Source organism: Peribacillus loiseleuriae (assembly GCF_001183985.1).
GTDB lineage: Bacteria > Bacillota > Bacilli > Bacillales > DSM-1321 > Peribacillus > Peribacillus loiseleuriae.
Genome location: NZ_LFZW01000001.1, coordinates 4,383,847 through 4,401,664 on the forward strand (window position 1 = coordinate 4,383,847; position 17,818 = coordinate 4,401,664).

The 17,818-nt window shown below is 37.6% G+C and carries 20 protein-coding genes, 1 pseudogene and 1 other annotated feature; of the genes and pseudogenes, 4 read left to right on the forward strand and 17 right to left on the reverse strand.

The annotated features are described in order from the left end of the window. Positions 1–123: 123 nt before the first annotated feature. Entirely contained in the window at positions 124–1,029 is a 906-nt protein-coding gene (locus AC625_RS20215; RefSeq protein ID WP_049682932.1) for a TetR/AcrR family transcriptional regulator, read from the forward strand. Between the two features lie 303 nt (positions 1,030–1,332). On the opposite strand, the gene AC625_RS20220 is transcribed toward AC625_RS20215, so the two are convergent. Further along, positions 1,333–1,755 (reverse strand): MarR family winged helix-turn-helix transcriptional regulator, encoded by a 423-nt coding sequence (locus AC625_RS20220; protein ID WP_049682933.1) that lies wholly within the window; start codon positions 1,753–1,755, stop codon positions 1,333–1,335. 222 nt (positions 1,756–1,977) lie between these two features. On the opposite strand from AC625_RS20220, the gene AC625_RS20225 reads away from it, so the two are divergent. Continuing rightward, on the forward strand, positions 1,978–2,433 hold the full coding sequence (locus AC625_RS20225) for a CBS domain-containing protein (protein WP_049682934.1): 456 nt from the start codon (positions 1,978–1,980) through the stop codon (positions 2,431–2,433). 118 nt (positions 2,434–2,551) lie between these two features. Here AC625_RS20225 and AC625_RS20230 read toward each other — a convergent pair whose 3' ends face one another. The 5 genes from AC625_RS20230 to AC625_RS20250 all read right to left on the reverse strand — a co-directional run bounded on the left by AC625_RS20230 (position 2,552) and on the right by AC625_RS20250 (position 6,976). After that, on the reverse strand, positions 2,552–2,923 hold the full coding sequence (locus tag AC625_RS20230) for a VOC family protein (RefSeq protein WP_049682935.1): 372 nt from the start codon (positions 2,921–2,923) through the stop codon (positions 2,552–2,554). A gap of 146 nt (positions 2,924–3,069) precedes the next feature. Further along, positions 3,070–4,038 carry a sugar phosphate isomerase/epimerase family protein gene (locus tag AC625_RS20235; RefSeq protein ID WP_049682936.1) on the reverse strand — a complete coding sequence of 323 codons (969 nt, stop codon included), beginning with the start codon at positions 4,036–4,038 and terminating at the stop codon, positions 3,070–3,072. Between the two features lie 5 nt (positions 4,039–4,043). Continuing rightward, positions 4,044–5,078, reverse strand: coding sequence for a Gfo/Idh/MocA family protein (locus AC625_RS20240; protein WP_049682937.1), 1,035 nt, complete (start codon positions 5,076–5,078; stop codon positions 4,044–4,046). A gap of 29 nt (positions 5,079–5,107) precedes the next feature. Then, positions 5,108–6,190, reverse strand: coding sequence for a Gfo/Idh/MocA family protein (locus tag AC625_RS20245; RefSeq protein ID WP_049682938.1), 1,083 nt, complete (start codon positions 6,188–6,190; stop codon positions 5,108–5,110). Positions 6,191–6,205: 15 nt separating this feature from the next. Further along, positions 6,206–6,976, reverse strand: a complete 771-nt coding sequence (locus AC625_RS20250) for a sugar phosphate isomerase/epimerase family protein (RefSeq protein WP_049682939.1) — start codon at positions 6,974–6,976, stop codon at positions 6,206–6,208. A 409-nt stretch (positions 6,977–7,385) separates the two neighbouring features. Here AC625_RS20250 and AC625_RS20255 point away from each other — a divergent pair, with 409 nt between their 5' ends. Continuing rightward, the gene (locus tag AC625_RS20255) at positions 7,386–8,348 is read left to right on the forward strand and encodes a LacI family DNA-binding transcriptional regulator (RefSeq protein WP_049682940.1); all 963 of its coding nucleotides are present in this window, start codon (positions 7,386–7,388) and stop codon (positions 8,346–8,348) included. 110 nt (positions 8,349–8,458) lie between these two features. Here AC625_RS20255 and AC625_RS27345 read toward each other — a convergent pair whose 3' ends face one another. Next, the gene (locus AC625_RS27345) at positions 8,459–8,620 is read right to left on the reverse strand and encodes a hypothetical protein (RefSeq protein WP_172796805.1); all 162 of its coding nucleotides are present in this window, start codon (positions 8,618–8,620) and stop codon (positions 8,459–8,461) included. A 352-nt stretch (positions 8,621–8,972) separates the two neighbouring features. Between AC625_RS27345 and AC625_RS20260 the strand changes: the two genes are divergently transcribed. After that, a complete protein-coding gene (locus AC625_RS20260; protein ID WP_049682941.1) occupies positions 8,973–9,599 on the forward strand; it encodes a LysE family translocator in 627 nt (208 codons plus the stop codon). An 88-nt stretch (positions 9,600–9,687) separates the two neighbouring features. Here the strand turns inward: AC625_RS20260 and rbsK are convergent, their stop codons facing one another. The 10 genes and pseudogenes from rbsK to AC625_RS20305 form a co-directional block, all read right to left on the reverse strand. Next, positions 9,688–10,566 (reverse strand): ribokinase, encoded by an 879-nt coding sequence (gene rbsK, locus AC625_RS20265; protein WP_049682942.1) that lies wholly within the window; start codon positions 10,564–10,566, stop codon positions 9,688–9,690. Then, positions 10,559–11,548 (reverse strand): LacI family DNA-binding transcriptional regulator, encoded by a 990-nt coding sequence (locus tag AC625_RS20270; RefSeq protein WP_049682943.1) that lies wholly within the window; start codon positions 11,546–11,548, stop codon positions 10,559–10,561. The genes rbsK and AC625_RS20270 overlap by 8 nt, the downstream gene beginning before the upstream one ends. Before the next feature lie 452 nt (positions 11,549–12,000). Beyond that, on the reverse strand, positions 12,001–12,825 hold the full coding sequence (locus AC625_RS20275; RefSeq protein WP_049682944.1) for an ATP-grasp domain-containing protein: 825 nt from the start codon (positions 12,823–12,825) through the stop codon (positions 12,001–12,003). A 73-nt stretch (positions 12,826–12,898) separates the two neighbouring features. Next, positions 12,899–13,168 (reverse strand) — a binding site (T-box leader). A gap of 139 nt (positions 13,169–13,307) precedes the next feature. Further along, the gene (locus AC625_RS20280; protein ID WP_049682945.1) at positions 13,308–13,835 is read right to left on the reverse strand and encodes a hypothetical protein; all 528 of its coding nucleotides are present in this window, start codon (positions 13,833–13,835) and stop codon (positions 13,308–13,310) included. Between the two features lie 216 nt (positions 13,836–14,051). Further along, positions 14,052–14,792, reverse strand: coding sequence for a YhfM domain-containing protein (locus AC625_RS20285; protein ID WP_049682946.1), 741 nt, complete (start codon positions 14,790–14,792; stop codon positions 14,052–14,054). Between the two features lie 76 nt (positions 14,793–14,868). Further along, a pseudogene (locus AC625_RS20290) lies at positions 14,869–15,333 on the reverse strand (translocation protein TolB); the annotation flags it as partial. Between the two features lie 172 nt (positions 15,334–15,505). Further along, positions 15,506–15,679 carry a hypothetical protein gene (locus AC625_RS26975; protein WP_156187594.1) on the reverse strand — a complete coding sequence of 58 codons (174 nt, stop codon included), beginning with the start codon at positions 15,677–15,679 and terminating at the stop codon, positions 15,506–15,508. A 301-nt stretch (positions 15,680–15,980) separates the two neighbouring features. Further along, on the reverse strand, positions 15,981–16,772 hold the full coding sequence (locus AC625_RS20295) for a DUF817 domain-containing protein (RefSeq protein ID WP_049682947.1): 792 nt from the start codon (positions 16,770–16,772) through the stop codon (positions 15,981–15,983). A 31-nt stretch (positions 16,773–16,803) separates the two neighbouring features. Further along, positions 16,804–17,028: a helix-turn-helix domain-containing protein gene (locus AC625_RS20300; RefSeq protein WP_049682948.1), complete on the reverse strand. Its 225-nt coding sequence runs from the start codon at positions 17,026–17,028 to the stop codon at positions 16,804–16,806. A 10-nt stretch (positions 17,029–17,038) separates the two neighbouring features. Continuing rightward, positions 17,039–17,521, reverse strand: coding sequence for a DUF2975 domain-containing protein (locus AC625_RS20305; RefSeq protein WP_049682949.1), 483 nt, complete (start codon positions 17,519–17,521; stop codon positions 17,039–17,041). Positions 17,522–17,818: the final 297 nt, after the last annotated feature.

The window sequence follows — 17,818 nt, forward strand, 5'->3', positions numbered from 1 at the left end:
TCATCTACAGAATAAACAATCAAGAAAAAAATAAACCATGAGTATAAAATTATACTCATGGTTTATTCGTGGTATAATGTTAGCAAATAATGGAGTTGACTTACCTTGAAAGGAGGACAAATCGTGAATAAGAAAAAAAGGAATGTCATAGATAAAGCACATGAATTATTTATTATACAAGGCTATCATGCTACATCCATTCAAGATATCTTGAACCATAGCGGGATTTCGAAAGGGTCTTTTTATAATTATTTTACTTCCAAAGGGGAATTGTTTAAAGCGGTCTTCAATCTGATACAAGATAACATGGAATCGGAAAGAGATAAACTTCTCATTGGCGAAGATCTTACAGACAAGGACATTTTTATTAAGCAAGTCAGTTTTATGATGGAGCTTAGCTGGAAAAATAAAATCATTCAACTCATTGAGGATGTGTTCGCCTCCAATGATCCAGACCTCATTACATTCATAAAGCAGTCAAAATATTTCTATTTAACTTGGATATATGAACGTTTTTTAAATATTTTCCCGAAAAACCAAGAAAAATATTTGGTGGATTGTGCGGTGCTTTATACAGGGATGATGAAAAATATGATGCATACAAGTAAAGCTTTAAACAGAATAATACCCGTACCTCAAATGGCTCAATACTGTTTGGATCGTGTAATGACGATTCTAGATGATATTAGCAGAAAGGATATTCATTTATTCGTACGAGAAAATATAAATCAACTACATCCTCAATTGAATTACAATGATTTTTTCAACAATGAATTTTCTATTGCAACATTGAATGTAAAAAAGGTGATGGAGAAGCAATTGGCACCGAAAGCTCCAAAACTTACTACGTATTTAAACTTATTATATTTTATACAAGAAGAAATCATGAATAAGAATGAGGATTCTAAACATTTTTTAATTGAAAGCGCATTAACCACATTGAAAACTGGGAGTGAATTTAATGACACAAATGAATTTATAACGTACGAGCAAATTTTAGCAAATATGAAGTATTACCCTATTGCATAGCAACTTCTTCATAATCAAAAAGCTGGACCGAATCAAATGATGAGTTATTAAAAGAAGAGAATTCTGAAAACAATTCTCCTGACAGGATTGAGAAACTTGGCAGGTCGACTATTTGACTTTAATAAAAACACGCTTAGAATCATTTTAAGCGTGTTTTTATTATTCCTTTATTAACAATTTTTCAAATCAAAATAATTCCTGCTACTATCACAAAGTTCAATTGTGAGCAGCACTTACATTCAAAAAAATCATTATATTAACCAAACAAATCCAATATTTACTCCAAAAAATCTAATCAGACCATTACTTTTCCATTAGCCTTTGATTAAACTTTTTTAACAGTTGCCCAAAGTTTTGACCTTCCTCGTCAGACCAACCGTTTAGCAATTCTTCCAACTTGTCCAATCGTGCTTGTTTGTATTGGCTCAATTCCTTTAATCCCAAATCCGTAATCTGATAGAAGTATGATCTACCATCCTTGGGATCAGGAACCTTGCACACATACCCTTTTTGCTCCATAGATGCAGTTTGTCTGCTTACTGTGGAAATATCCAAATGCAATTTATTTGCCAAGATTTTTACTCCATAGGATCCTTCTGAAGATAATTGATGCAACAGAAGATAGGCAGATTTGTCTAAATTCCTTAAATCAGATGTCATCGATTTGACAAGGCGAGCCAGAACCGCCATTTCAAGCTCAATGGTTTCCAGTGCATGCATATTCATTTCTTTACCACCTTATTATTATCCTTCTATATAAACCATGATACCCTACCGTAAACATCTGTAAAAGAAGGATTGACTTCCTGGAATTTAATTGTATGATACAATTATATACTCGTATCAACCTTTTATTAGAGTGACTAATACAAGCTCTGGAAGGAGTCATTAAGTTGAGGCTTTAAAGATACGCTCCCTTTTTCATGACTGATATTTAGGAGGACTCATATGAAAGCGCATGAAATTATGAATCGTCATGTTTACAAGGTTTTTGGGAGCGATACCATCCGTTCCGTTATCAAGAAATTTATTGAGCACCACATAAGCGGTCTTCCAGTCATCAATGACAAAAATGAAATCATCGCGTATATAAGTGATGGTGATATTATGAGACATATTGGCAAGCATAAGGATATCTTTGTAGACTCCATCTATTATGTGAACGTGTTAAAAGGGGATGACGATGAATTTGAGGAAAGGGCAAAGAAGATACTTGATTTAAACGTATTGAATATTGCCAAGAAAAAGGTTATCACAGTTAACTATCATGAAGATATTGAAAATATTGCAGCCATTTTAGGAAAAAAACGAATAAAAAAATTACCAGTCGTGCGTAATGGGGTATTGGCTGGAATCATTAGCCGCGGGGATGTCATCCGTCACTCTTTTCATACAATCCTTTAAAGTTTTCAATATAAACAATAAGGACACAGCATAATTTCATCATGAAAAACAAAACCCAGGGATTCTATTCCTTGGGTTTTGCATTACTTCCCCCCTTCTCTTTTTATGAAGGGATTCGTTACATACATTTTTCTAAAATTTCCACTCGATTTCCCCAAGGGTCCTCGATATAGATTCTGTTTACCCCTGGATAATCTGTGTCGACTATAAAAGAAATGTTATTTTCAGCCAAATGAATTTTCAAAGCCTCTATATTCTTTACCTCGAACGCTGGATGAGCCTTTTTGGCAGGAGAAAACGGTTCTTCAATGCCAATATGAAGGTGATAGTTTCCAAATCCGAACCACACCCCACCTCGTATTTTCATTGGTTCCGGTTGTTCGATTTCTTCAAATCCTAAAATTCCTACAAAAAACTTTCTTGCTACTTCCTCCGAACCTGGTGGTGCGGCTAATTGAACATGGTGAATGCCTGTAAAGCTAAAAGACATCGTTTTCTCCTCCTTAACCTTCTAGTTACACTCCAATTATATTCCATTATGAAAATTTTTTACTTAAACAAACAATAAGAGCAGCTAAATCTACTTATTTTCTACGCCAAAAAAGAGGCGATTTGCCTCTTTTCAATTACACACTTTTATGCCCACCACATATCACCCGAAGAATCGCGAATCAATACGTCATTTAAATTTTTCACTGCACGTGAGAAGCCTTCTTCAATGGACATAATCGCATCTTCATGCTCAATACTGACAACGTAATCATAGTTATATGTACGAAGTGCGCTCATCATATCTGACCATTCTTGCATGCTGTGGCCGCAGCCGACACTTCGAAACATCCATGCTCGTGATTGTACGTTTCCGTATGGCTGCATATCTGTCAATCCGTACATATTGACATTGTCTTGATCGATATACGTATCTTTTGCATGGAAATGGTGAATGGCGCCTGCTTTACCAAGGATTTTTATCGCAGCAACTGGATTAATTCCTTGCCACCACATATGGCTTGGGTCTAAGTTCGCACCGATTGCTTCACATGTTGCTTCACGTAGTTTTAGCATCGTGTATGGTGTGTGAACAAGGAAGCCACCGTGCAATTCAAGACCAATCTTCACATGATGCTGAGTAGCCAGTTCACCAATTTCCTTCCAATATGGAATCAATTTATTCTCCCATTGCCACGTTAACACATCACCATATTCCGCAGGCCAAGGAACGACAGGCCAGTTCGGCTGCTTTGCTTCATCGCTGTCACCGGCAGTGCCAGAAAAAGCGTTAACTACTGGAACCCCAAGAAGAGACGCTAGTTTAATCGTTTTACGTAAAACAGAATCCGACTCTTCTGCAAAGGCTTTATCCGGTGTGAGTGGATTGCCATGGCAACTAAATGCACTGATTGTTAAACCACGTGATGTGACAGCTTCTAAATAGTCATTTCGTTTCTGCTCATTTTCTAAAAGTTCATCAAGCGGGCAATGTGCATTCCCTGGATAGCAACCTGTACCGATTTCAACCGCATCAAGCCCTGAAGCTTTCACGTGATCAAGCATTTCCTCAAATGATTTATTTGCAAATAATACAGTAAATACGCCTAATTTCATTTCAATTACACTTCCTGTTCCAATGAAATAATTTTTTTCGTTTCCTGTGACTCAAGTGCCGCTAGAATAATCTTTAGTGATTTCAAGCCTTCTTCACCCGTGATGAGTGGTTCTTTATTTCCCGAAATGCTCTCAACGAAATGATCAATGACATGAGAATTTGTCTGGCCACCATCTTCATTCGTTTGAATTTTATCAAGCTTATGATGAATCACTTTGCCGTCTCGATATTCTTCAATTAATGAATATTCTGGATCAGCTTCTAAACGTAAGGTTCCATTTTCTCCGTAGATAACTGTAGAATTGTCACCGCCCGACACATATGCCCAGCTAGCTGTAAGCGTACCGACAATCCCACTTTCTGTTCGTAGAATACAGACGGCATTGTCATCCACTTCTGTATCTTTCTTCGCATTCGTTTCAATGAATGCGCCTACTTCTGTAAACTCGCCAAGTAAATAACGCATTAAATCTGATTTGTGGACGCCAAGGTCGCCCATTGCACCGATAAAAGCCTGTTTTTTATTAAAGAACCAGCTATCTGCACCATCCACACTCCATGCCTCTGGACCTGGATGACCAAATGTTGTTTTAAAACTGTAAATTTTCCCGAGCTTACCGCTGTCAATAATTTGTTTTGCCGTTTGATGGGAAGCCACAAAGCGTTGGTTATGTGCGATCATCAGCGTTTTTTCATTTATATTTGCGGCTTGAATCATCGCTTCTGCTTCTTCCTTTGACGTTGCCATGGGCTTCTCACAAAGCACATGCTTGCCTGCATTCAACGCATCAATGGAAACAGGTGCATGTAAATAATTTGGCAGACAGACGCTGATTGCATCGACTTCTTTCAACTTCAGTACTTCTTTATAGTCGACAAATGCTTTAGCACCATATTGCGCAGCCATTTTTTCAGCACGTTCTTCGACAATATCACAAACAGCAACAATCTCAACTTGCTTATTGGCATGATATTCAGGCAAATGACGATATTTCGCTATACTTCCACAGCCGATAACGCCTACTTTTAAAGTACTCATCCTTGATTCCTCCCTAGCCTTTCCCGTTGTTAAACAATTCCTTTCAATAACAAAGGCGGCTTGTCACATGTACTTTCGGACATATAATGACTCCCCTCTTCAGATGAGCGGTGAATCCCATGCATAATTTCAAGCACATGTAAAGCCATCTTGCCATTTGCGCGTGGTTGTTTTCCTAACTCAATCGCTTTAGCCATATCAGCAAGCCCAATGCCACGCAAATTATCACGAGCGTCCCCTTCTGGCTTTATTTCTTGCCAATCTTCTTCACCATGTCGTTTTACGAGTAATGGCTGATTAAAATGATTCGGATCAGGCAAGCTGATTGTACCGTCTTCTCCATAAATTTCAATGAACGGTGTCCGGGCTGCTGATACATCAAAGCTTGTTGTAATCGTCGCGGTCGCTCCGTTTACGAAATCGAGAATACCAGACACATGTGTTGGGACTTGAACTGTTATTTTTTCTCCATATTTCTTCGGGCTAGTAATTGTTCGTTCTGGAAATGTAATGCGTGCAGATCCAGTGATTCTGTTAATCGGCCCCAATAAGCTAACTAGTGCGGTTATGTAATAGGGGCCCATGTCGAACATCGGACCGCCGCCTACATGATAAAAAATGTCAGGATTCGGGTGCCAGGATTCCGGTCCACGTGACATCATAAAGGCCGAGGCGCCTATCGGTTTTCCAATCATACCTTCTTCCATTAACTTACCAGCCAATTGAATACTTCCGCCTAGAAAAGTATCAGGTGCAGATCCTACAATAACTTGTTTGAGACGAGCTTCATTCATGATTTTCTTTCCATCATCAAATGAAATCGCGAGCGGCTTTTCTGTATACACATGCTTTTTATTTTCGATTGCTTTTAGCGCTACCGCTGCATGAGCGTGTGGAACCGTCAAATTTAATACGATATCAATATCAGGTGAGGCCATCATTTCATCCACACTACTTATATGTTGAATGCCATATCTTCCAGCAGCTGCTTTTGCTTTTTCACTATCCAGATCCGTACATGCCACCATATTAAATTCAGGAAAACGATGGCTGTTTTCTAAGTATATGCCGCTAATATTCCCACAACCGATGATCCCTACGTTTAATGCCATTCTTTTGTCCCCTTTTTATTTATTCAGAAGATAAGAAAGTTTCTTTTTCAAGTACTTGATACTGATTTCCATACTTTCGAATGGCGTGGTTCTGCTTAGATCCTGTTCAACCACCCACCACTGAACACCTATTTCTTCTCCTATAGTGAGCACGGCTTCAATATCAACACCGCCAGTTCCTAGCTCTGCAAAAAATTGTTCTCCATCTGTCGTCATATCTTTCAAATGAACGAGTGGAGTTCGATTTTTATAACGATTGAGCCACTCTACTGGCTTTTCCCCGGCCTTTGTCAGCCAGTATATGTCTGGTTCTGCTTTCACATGGTCTGCGTTTGTATCATCAAAAATCGCCTCTAGTGCCATTCTTCCATCTGACAAGCGATCTAGTTCAAAATCATGATTATGATAGCAAAGGGTAATCCCTTCACGCAGACACGTTTCACCCGCCTCATCTAGCCATGGAATCAGCGTATTATAATCTTCTTCACTTCGTTGATCCGGCATTAAATAAGGGCAGACTATATAATTGCTTCCTAATGTTTTTTGATCTTCAATTACTTGTGCCAAGTTGTGCTTCAACTCGTCAAGTGGAACATGGCTAGATGCAGCTTTCAGCCCTAGATCATCCAATAACACACGGACTTCTGTCGCCGTCAATCCTCCAAGTCCAGCAAATTCAACTCCATCAAAGCCAAGTTCTGCAACTTTTTTCAATGTACCAGCAAAGTCTTTTTCACTTTCCTCACGCAATGAATACATTTGAACTGCTATTGGAATCACTGTCATCTTTATCCCCATTTCTACTATTTTATTAGGTGTGTAGATTTTCATGAAAAGAGCATCAGTTTTATTTTCTTACTCAAAATGAATTCATGTTTATCATAGTTTTCAGTTATATCACGTTTAGTGAAACGTTTCGATAAACGATAAAAAAATATAAAACGCTCATATTCCATTACTAAGATTATCGATATTTTTTATTAATACGATTCTACGAGTTATTATAAATCTTAAGGTAACCGTTTTCAATAGTTTATTAGAAAATTTCCATTACTTATTTAAACAGAGGAGGAGTAACCGGTCGATCTATAATGGATGCCTTTTTCCTACGAGACATATATTGAGATTTTTCACCTAATCAAATACGATATACTACACAGATAATACCGTTAAGGAAAAGATAGGGGGCGTTATCGTGGTAAGTATAAAAGATATCGCGAAAAAAGCCGGTGTCTCGATTTCAACTGTATCGTATGCTCTGAATGGAAGCTCAAAAATAACAGAAGCTACTACAGCACGGATTCGAGAGATTGCAAAAGAATTGAACTATGTTCCAAATGCTGCCGCACGCTCATTAAAAAAACGCGAAACAAAAATCATAGGTGCTTTTTTAATGTCCGATTACAGTGGTAATTTTTTTGGACCGCTTCTGCAAGGAATCAATGATACGCTAAACAGTACTGATTATGAGCTTATCGTCTGTAGCGGGATTAAATCTCATCGTTTCCTACCAGAACAAGTGATAGACGGAGCGATTGTTCTGGATTGGGGTTTTTCGGATGAAGAATTAATCAAATATGCTGACCTCGGGAGTAAACTAGTCGTCCTAGATCGAGAACTTGAACATCCAAACATTAATCGAGTGATCCTGGATAATACAACTGGATCCGCTTTATCCATCAACTATTTGCTTGAAAAAGGCCACCGAAAGCTTTATGTCGTTACAGGTCCTGATATTTCTTATGATGCCAATCAACGTCTGCAAGCTGTTAGGAAAGCGGTTAAACAATATGACCATATTCACTATCAGGAAATTAAAGGCGACTTTTCTAAACTTTCAGGAGCACGCGCAGCAGATCAAATCGTTCAAGAGTACAAGGAGCCTGTTGCCGTTTTCTGTTTAAATGATGAAATGGCCATTGGCATGTATGATTATCTTTCAACAACAACGTATCAAATTGGAAAACATGTTCATATTATTGGATTTGATAATATTGAAATGTCCCAATACATCATGCCAAATTTAGCTACAATTGATTATTCCAAGCATAAATGGGGAGCTCTTGCTACTGTTAATCTATTAAAACTTATTTCCAATGAGCCCGTTGTAAACGAAACAATTGATGTGTCGTTAATTAAGCGAGGATCTGTTCAATAAAGATAAAAGTTTTCTCTTATAATATGTACTTTAATGATTCCAATTTCGATTTGGGATCATTATTTTTTTGACTAAATAGTATCATATCGTTTAATCCTGATAAAGTTCATTTAGTCTGGCTTCTTTTCTGAAAACAATAAGATCAATGTTGCAATTGGTCCAAGCAGCAAAGATAATAAAAACCAATTTAAGCCAGTCCTATTTTTACCTTGCGCTAATCCTGCATTAATAAGGGCAAGTGTTCCCCAACCAACAAAATATTGATTGTCCATTCTATTTCACCTCAACAATCCTTGATTGATCTTTTTCTACCCATCTTTAGATGGCTATTTGTCATTTCTTCGGGCTTATGACGTACATTCTAATTATATACACTTCTTCCTAATTTTCATGTCATTTAGACAGCAATTGGATAGTCTGACAATCAAAATGTAGACATCACTTATTCTAAAGCGATTCATTCCCTACTTTTCTTTATATCTATATCGCCATATTATCTCAAACATTCCTTTTGATAATGGATACCATCCCACACAAATTGTTTTTAAACTCTTGAACGGCTGTTGATTTACGATTCATCCTCTACTATACTTGACGATATTGAAGGAATAGGAGGAAACCCCAATGTTTGATTTTTCTACTTTAGGAGCGTTCATTGCAGTCGTAATTGGGCTCTTTTTGATTCCAGGTCCGGCTGTTCTTCTTACGGCCACTCGCACTGTTCAAGGTGGGCGTAGAGCAGGCGTAATTGCTGGTATTGGACTCGCGACTGGCGATTTGATTCATACTATATTTGCCGCAGTTGGACTTTCTGCCATTTTGATGACTTCCGCACTTGCTTTTAACATAGTGAAGTTTGCAGGTGCTGCTTACTTAATTTATCTCGGTATTCGTGCGCTATTAGAAAAGCCATCTGATCCTAAGCTGCCAAAGGTTGCTCCGGTATCGTCTTTAAATACTTATGGACAGGCAATCTTAACGGAGGTGCTTAATCCGAAAACAGCTCTCTTCTTTTTAGCATTTTTGCCGCAGTTTGTTCACCCTGAACAAGGGGCATCTGTTCTACAATTCTTGTTTCTCGGCTTACTCTTTGTATTGCTAGGTGTGATGTACACTACGCTGATTGCCTTTTGCATCCGTCCACTTGGTCGGCTGGTTAAACGAATATCTTGGCTCGGCCGCTTTAGCGGCAAAATCGTCGGAACGATCTATCTCGTGCTTGGTTTAAAAGTTGCTTTTCAAAGTAGATAATCCCAATAGAAACCTAATAAAAAAACAGGCTCCAGGGCCTGTTTTTTTGGTTGATTTCATGGATATCAATATCCCGAACCTTTTCACATTAAAGACTCTCTTCAACGTTAGCTCTTGTTGGCATGCCACCTTGAGCTCCAAACTTCGTAACCGAAAGAGAGGCTGCTCTGTTCGCAAAACGAACACTATCACTAAACCCTTTGCCTTCTGCTAATGCAACAGCAAAGGCCGCATTGAACGTATCTCCTGCTCCAGTCGTATCTACAACTTCCACTTGATAAGATGGAATGAGAACTTCCTTTTCCCCATCATGATACCGCACACCATTTTTTCCTTCTGTAATGAACACCTTATTTGGATATTGCTTTAAGGCTGCATGAATATCGTCACTCCCAAATAGCACGGCTGCTTCAAGTTCATTCGGTGTAATATAAGTAGCTCTTTCTATGACCTTTTGGCTTAATGGCCTCGCAGGCGCAGGATTTAATAGCAGTGGAATCCCCATGCCATAACATGTTTCACTGACAAACTCTACTGTTTCCTCTGGAATCTCTTGTTGAATGAGAACGATATCGGATTCTCGAATAACCTCTAGCTTCTGTTCTATATACTCCGCCGTTACCATGTCGTTTGCCCCTTTGACAACGATAATGCTGTTGTCTCCTTCAGCAAGCGTGATGTGAGCGGTTCCGCTTTCCATATCTGTAACCCGTTCCACACACTGCGTTAGCACATTGTTTTTTGAGAAATTCTTAATAATCTCTATCCCAAAATCATCATCGCCAACTCGGCCAATCATCGTTACTTCTGCGCCAAGACGGCTAGCCGCTACTGCTTGGTTGGCCCCTTTTCCGCCTGGCACTGTTTTGAAGGACTCCCCAAGTATCGTTTCTCCTTTATTAGGTCGTTTCTGCGCTATTACGACCAAGTCCATCGACGAACTTCCGATTACTGTTATTTTAACCATTTTCCTCAACCTTTCTTGTCGTCTGCCTTTCGATAAACATAACAGGCATCCGTATGTTTTTTTCAAAATGTGTTTCCTTATTGATCAATCTTATAAGCAGTTTTGCCGCTTCCTTTCCCATATCATACGCAGGCTGCCTAATCGTAGATAGCGGTGGAAATAGCAGTCTGCTTAGCGGGATGTCATCAAATCCGATCAGCTGCAGGTCTTCTGGTATCGCTTTCCCCAATCTTAATGCTTCATGCAGAACCGCGGCCGCAACCACATCGTTACTCGCAAGTATACCATCTGTATCGGGATATTTTTCAAATAATTCCTTTGCCCACATCTCTGCATCTGAAAAAGAAAATGAACTAGTCTCAATCACAGAAAAATCTACTTTTTCTGCACGAAGCCAAGCGATTGCTCCGTTAAATCGATCTTGTGCGGTCTGCAATTGCGCAGGCCCTTTAAGAATGGTAATCCGTTTGCTGCCTCGTTTCACTAACTCCGAGGCAGCCATTCTTCCACCTTCGATTCCATCTGCAAAGACAGATGGATGGTCATTAAAGGTTCGGTCAAGGAAAACCACCGGTGATGAAAGATCATCATAATGGCTACGCCCCGTCAGATTCGTTGCCGTAATGATTCCAGTTACATTATTTTGTTGAAATGTTTGTATATAATCCATTTCTTTTGGATATTTCTCATCTATATTGCCAATGATTAATTGATAGCCTTGCTCTTGTATCTCATCCTCAATCCCTCGTGCAAGCTCAGGAAAAAATGGATTACGAATATCCGGAAGCAATAAACCAATCAATCTAGACTTCTTTTTAAAAAGGGATCGAGCGACTTCATTCGGTTTATAGCTTAGCTGCTGAATGGCTTCGATTACCAGTTTTCTAGTATTTCCATGAACATACCCATTATCATTTAACACTCTTGAAACGGTCGCTACTGAGACCCCTGCTTGTTTAGCGACATCCTTTATTGTTGCCATTTAACTTCACCTCGCACGATGTAACCTTCCATGTAACCGATTACACAATTAATTTATCATAGTTATTTTGAGAATACAACTATCGGTTCTCTCTTTTTCTAAAGGTAAAAAGAGGAATAAAGTAACCTTGAATTTATTAGGATAATAACTCCAGATGGATGGTTTGTAGAAAATGACGCAGGCAATGTCAATAGCAACAATCAGCAAAAAAACAGGCTCTCCCCTTCCGCTAAGAGGTGCAAGATACCATAGCTCGCCGTAAATAACAGACAAAATCACACAGTAATCCTAGTGTAATGAACAATACATTAAGGGGGCGTCTCAAAGGCAAAGGGCCAGACCCGCAGCAACTAAATACAGTACAAGATTAATGTATGAAGCACTACATACTGATTTAGAGTGCGAGAGGTCAGACTTTATGAGATACCCTCTTCTAATGATTGTTCTTGAACTTATGCTTGAAGAGCTTTTTGTAATGATTTTTTCATTGATTCTACAAAGTTCTGACGTGCTTCAGCAGATAATTCTAATAGGGAAAGATAAGGGTTTAAATCTTCCAATTCGACTAATAAAAGCTCCCCTTGTTCATTCCGACAAGCATCAACTCGTTGAATTCCCCAGTCAAGATTATTCCATTCAATAAATCGTTTAGCAAAAGTTAAATCTTCTTCAGTAGGTACATATTCTTTTAATTCCCATCTTTTCTCCTTATCTGGTGCATAAAGAGCATACTGAAATTCTTTATCGATAAAATAAAATGAGACCTCATACTCAAAGTTGATAAAGGGTTGTACCAATGTGTTTTTTGATTTTGAATCAACTTTCTCTCCCAATTCATCTTTCGTGACAAATTCCATACCGATAGAATCTGCCCCATCTTTCGGCTTTACAATATACGTGTCTACATTGGGCAGCTTATCTAAAAAATCAAGAGTATCAATAGTTGGAATAACAGGAAAATGAGCATTCGTTAGTTCAATTAAGTATTCCTTCCCGTTCATATCAGCCTTGCCATTAAATGAATTAAATGTTTTTAAATACTTCGAAACAATTCGGTTACGGAACGCTTCATATTTATCTTTAAAATTTGCGACTGGACCTGCATTTCGAAAGATAATTAAGTCAGCGTTATTTTCAAATGCTTCGATGTCTTCAGGATGACAGATGACTAAATGAAAATCTTCTCTCAGCTTCGAAGTAAGGAACAAATCCTCCTCATAATAATTTCTTCCTTTTGCTTCATAGTATAAATCTGTTACGAATAATAGTGTTTTCATTACGCCTTCGCCTACTTTACATTTTATTTTCATTGATTTAAAAAGGATGAAAAAAACAAAAAATCTCGTCTCATTAAGAGACAAGATTTGAACTCGCGGTACCACTCTTGTTTAATGAATAACTCACCTACTGCTAAGCAATAAATAAGCCTATCATTACTCTTGACCAACGTACAATCATACGCTGGCCCTCTAACGGTGGAATTCGATAAAGCTTACTAATCATTCAGCTTTACTTCTCAGAGAGGATTTTCCGTTATAACCTGAACACTAGCTTTCAGCAAATCACCAGCTCTCTTTGGAACAGGACTTATAACGTACTCTTTCTCTTCACATAATTTTAAATAGATAGTTAATTTCAATATATATTACGTCAGTCTCAAAATAAAATCAATAGAAGTAAAAGGCAAATGTTTATATCTCTTCTCTTACTAACCTTCCCCGCTAGCTTAATAAGGATTACTATTTCTTCTAATCTTTCTTTATTGAGATTGCTCGCCAGGTTTACCTGCATAAACCACTTCACCTTCACTATTGTAAGCAATATATTCAGCATCATAGACATCATTACTATCAGTTCTAAATAATCCAAACCTTTTACCAGAACCTTTGGGCAAAAGTTCAAAATCATGAATAATATTGTCGCCTTTTTTGATTCTTACCCTACTTATTTCATTATCGAATACCCTAAGTAGAATAGAATCTAATGTTTCTTCCTTCGTAAAAGGAGATTGGAAAAATGAAAGTTGAACTGGTTCATTAACTCCCTCTGGATAAAAGATGTAGTCCCGTTTGAACTTCCAAGAAAACAAAGTTTTTCCGAAGTACATTTCTTTTTCTGTACCGTCATCCTTTTTGATAAAAGCAACAGATTTATTACCATCCAACACTTCAATATGTTGTATGCCTATATCGTCGCTATGATTTTCCATTTCACTTATAATTTGTTTCTTATCATTTCCTATGAGGAAAGTTGAGATTACTAATATAACTACAAAAGCGACAATCATCAGTAAGCCTTTTTTAAATTTTAAGATGTTTACACACTCTTCCTCCTCTCGATAAAAATTAGACTATTTTCTTAATTAACGATGGCATATTAAAGATACCATTTGAATTATTATTGAAAATTCTTTCTTCTTTTAACCTGCCCGGTTACTCTTGAATAAGGAAGGCTCTACTCCTTATTGAAGGGAGTCACATGTAATTTTAACAAGGAAATGTTTTCAATTATCAAATTTGCTTATTATCAACTCATTAACTTGTTTAACTGACTTATTTGAAAGCGTATAAATCGTATGAGTGTCTTTTACATCCATTATTGTTCCAGATTTCTCACTTACCCAAAGGTAATACGTTTCTCCTATATCGACCTTGTACTGCGGATCAGCCATATTCACAATACCAGAAACCCTCTCTGCACCATTAACTGCTTCTTTGATGCTATTGATTTCTTCAGAATCTGTAATGACAACGAACGACTTCTCATTAACCTCAGAAAAACTTATCGTTTTGTAAATATTAACCTTTTCTCTACTTTCAGATGAACTTGTATCTATCAATTGCTTTTCTAAAGCCTCGCTATTCTCTTTATCTAATTTTCCATAATTCTCATCTTTATCACTACTAATGATAGTTGCAGTTCCATTTTCTTGATTTAACCATATACTGTATTCAGTTAATTTCTCAGGCCTATTTTTATCAAATTCATAGAAAAATGTTGTTTTTACGTCCTCTTTTCTTGCCATTTTAGGAATAATATTCTTATCCCAACTAATCTGTTTGAAAATTGCTTCTATACTTTCTAGCTCATCTTGATCTGTTATCATGACAGCCTCGCCATAATTTTCATCTATTTTTACTTTTTGAATATCAATTCTGGTTAGTTGTTTAGAACTTTTACTACAACCTCCAAAAACTAATATACAAACAAAAAGTACAAAGAACTTTCCAATCCATTTTTTCATCAAATCCCCCCTTTAATTCTTAGACGATGTCTGATTAAATAAGTTACTATGATTTTTTCACTCAGTTACCTTTTAATAGAAAGGCTATTTGTTTTTTTGTCGGAGCCCATTTTATCCAGTTTTCATACCAGAGCATCTTTCCTACAACTTGAAAATGTTCTCCTGCTGATGATATTACACATAGTGTATTGCTATCATTGGACCAAGACGCAGTGGGTGTTGCTAGAAAGCTACCCCACTTGCCATCAGTACTCCACTTAAAATATTCGGCATCAATAGCAAATAGGTCAGGTGTATTTGTTTGAATGGTGTAAAAAGGCTTTATTTTATTTGAATGAAGATTAGCATCTACTGGAACTTTAAAAAGATGAACGGGTTGCCATCCAGCAGGAAGTAAATTAGCTTGTGATGAAACGATAAATTCTTTTCCGCTTGGAAACCACGCAAAATCACTAACCCCTAAGGAAACATTCTCAAAACCTTTTGGTCGTCCATTCATTGCTTTTGTAACGTTTAGTACATCACCTGCATTGTAAGCTAGTTAAAAATATTTAGGTGAAAAAATTGTAGATACCCCTACATTTCCCCATAAATATTTCAGACAATTCCCTTGCTCAACAATCCTGCACCTTCGCTCAATAAGAAAAAGCTGCCACAATGACAGCCTGGATGTTTCACTAATCACCCTTTTAACCAAAGTGTGCTTTAGTTCTTTACTTTACATTGACAACAATTGCACCAAATCGTTCGGAACCGATAAAAACTTCTAAACGCCAAATACCAGGTGTAGATAAAGACATATTTGATGGTCTGGAACTGTACGATCCTCGAACAGGTGCATAACCTAAGGTACCGTAATTCCAAACCTTACCGACTTCGGAGACCAATACTCTTTCCTTTTTCCAGTCTTCTTGTTCACAGCAACTACTTTAAAGTTGCCAGATTTTATAGCTTTTTCATCTCCTCCAAAATGCCACAACCATTTATTCGTCTCACCAGCCTTAAACTCAGGTCCAACTATTCCTACTTTATTTTTTTGTCTAACATTTATAGGGCAGATTATTGGACCGTTGCTTTTTCCAATTTATTTTATTCGGAATTTTGTACGCTAGGAGAACTTCAACCTAAATAAAGTCGAATTCCTTACTATGCTAAGGATTCGACCTTTTTAAAGAGGGATCTTAACAGTTATAAAAATTGACTAGTATCGACCCTAGTGGAATCCTTTCCCTTAACCTGCTTTAACGTCGCTACTATAAGAAAGCTAACAATCACTAATAAGAGCCATGAACTCACCTTTCCTAGATGAACGATACTCCATGCATCGGTTTGGTTTGGATATTCCCAAGCTCCAAAGAACGTTGCGATATTTTCGGCTATCCATATAAAAAATCCAATGAGCACAAAAGAAAGTGCGAGTGGCATACGGTAACGAGTTCCACCAACCTCGTATGTGACCCATGATTGCCAGAAGACGATAATTACAAGTCCAGATAACCAAAAACGGACGTCAATCCAATAATGGTGGGTAAAAAAATTCAAATAAATCGCAGCTGCAAGAGGGACAACTACCAAAAATGGTGGCCACTTAACCAGTTCAACCTTAAGCCTCCTCCACGCCTGGCAAAGATAACTCGCTACACTTGCGTACATGAATCCGCTATACAAAGGCACTCCAAAAATTTTGAAATATCCTTCCTCTGGATAAGACCAGGAGCTCATATGTACCTTAAAAAGTTCAAGAGCAAGTCCAATAAGGTGGAACAATGTGATAACCTTTAATTCATCCCGTGTTTCAAGCCCAGAACGCACCATCCACCACTGCATCAGAAGGCAGATGATGAGCAGCCAATCATACCTTGGCAGGAAGGGAAGTGGCATGATTTGTGTAAAAGCCAAAGAGGCAAAAATAACGACAGGGAACAAACATGATAGGGCCTGCTCCCAACCAAAACGAACGAGTTGTTTTAGTGCTCTCATGATTTGTGCCTCTCCTTTCAATGTTAAATATTTATTGCTCTTGGGTTTCTTCATCGCTTCGGTATTCTAAAATATCTCCAGGCTGACATTCTAAAGCCTTACAAATCGCCTCTAAAGTTGATAATCGAATCGCTTTTGCCTTCCCATTTTTCAATATAGAAAGATTAGCCATTGTGATTCCAACCCTCTCCGAAAGTTCCGTGACGCTCATTTTCCTTTTAGCCAACATCACATCAATATTGATTATAATCGCCATTGTTTTCACCTCAGACTATTAAGTCATTTTCTGATTTTATATCGATGGCTTCTTGTAAAAGTCTTTGAAGAACTGCTGCAAAGACCGCAATTACCATTGAAGCAAAAATAACGACCAATCCGATTACTACGATACCTGGGGCGTCGTCTATCTCTGCCATGAGATAAAAGAGTGGCATGCCTACCACATACAAGATACTGATTGTGATTGCACAGTATTTGATAGTCTTTAAAGCCTTTACAGATAAATCCGAGAAAGCTTTATTCTTGTCAATATAGCTTAAAAGTTTAAAAGCTTGATACAAAGCAAAGTAAAAAGGTATCGCCGTTGCATACAAATCGATTAAAATGAGATATTTCATATAAGTGATATCTGGATACAATTTTGCTGCATAATTCGCTATCTCAGGCACCAAAAATATGCACAAAGCAAGAACCGGAATTCCAATAAGAATAACAGCGATCTTTAAAAAGAGTGTTGTTCCTCGTTTCATAAAAAGCACCTCACGTATTTATTGAAAGTTGATTTTAACACATCTTTTATCGTTTCACAATAAAAAAACATTGATTTTAATTACATTATTATCGTTATATAATTATCCTTTTAATTTTAAACAGGATAAAAAGCATTCCTCATTACAGGGAAATGCTCTATGACTTTAAACTATTCAATTTATAACTTGTGCAACTAACCTGCCCATAGCCATCCATGCAGTGGAAAAATCAACGGTTCACCGTAATGGCTAAAACTGCAAAAAAAAGCCAACTAATATAGGATTTGATTAGATACA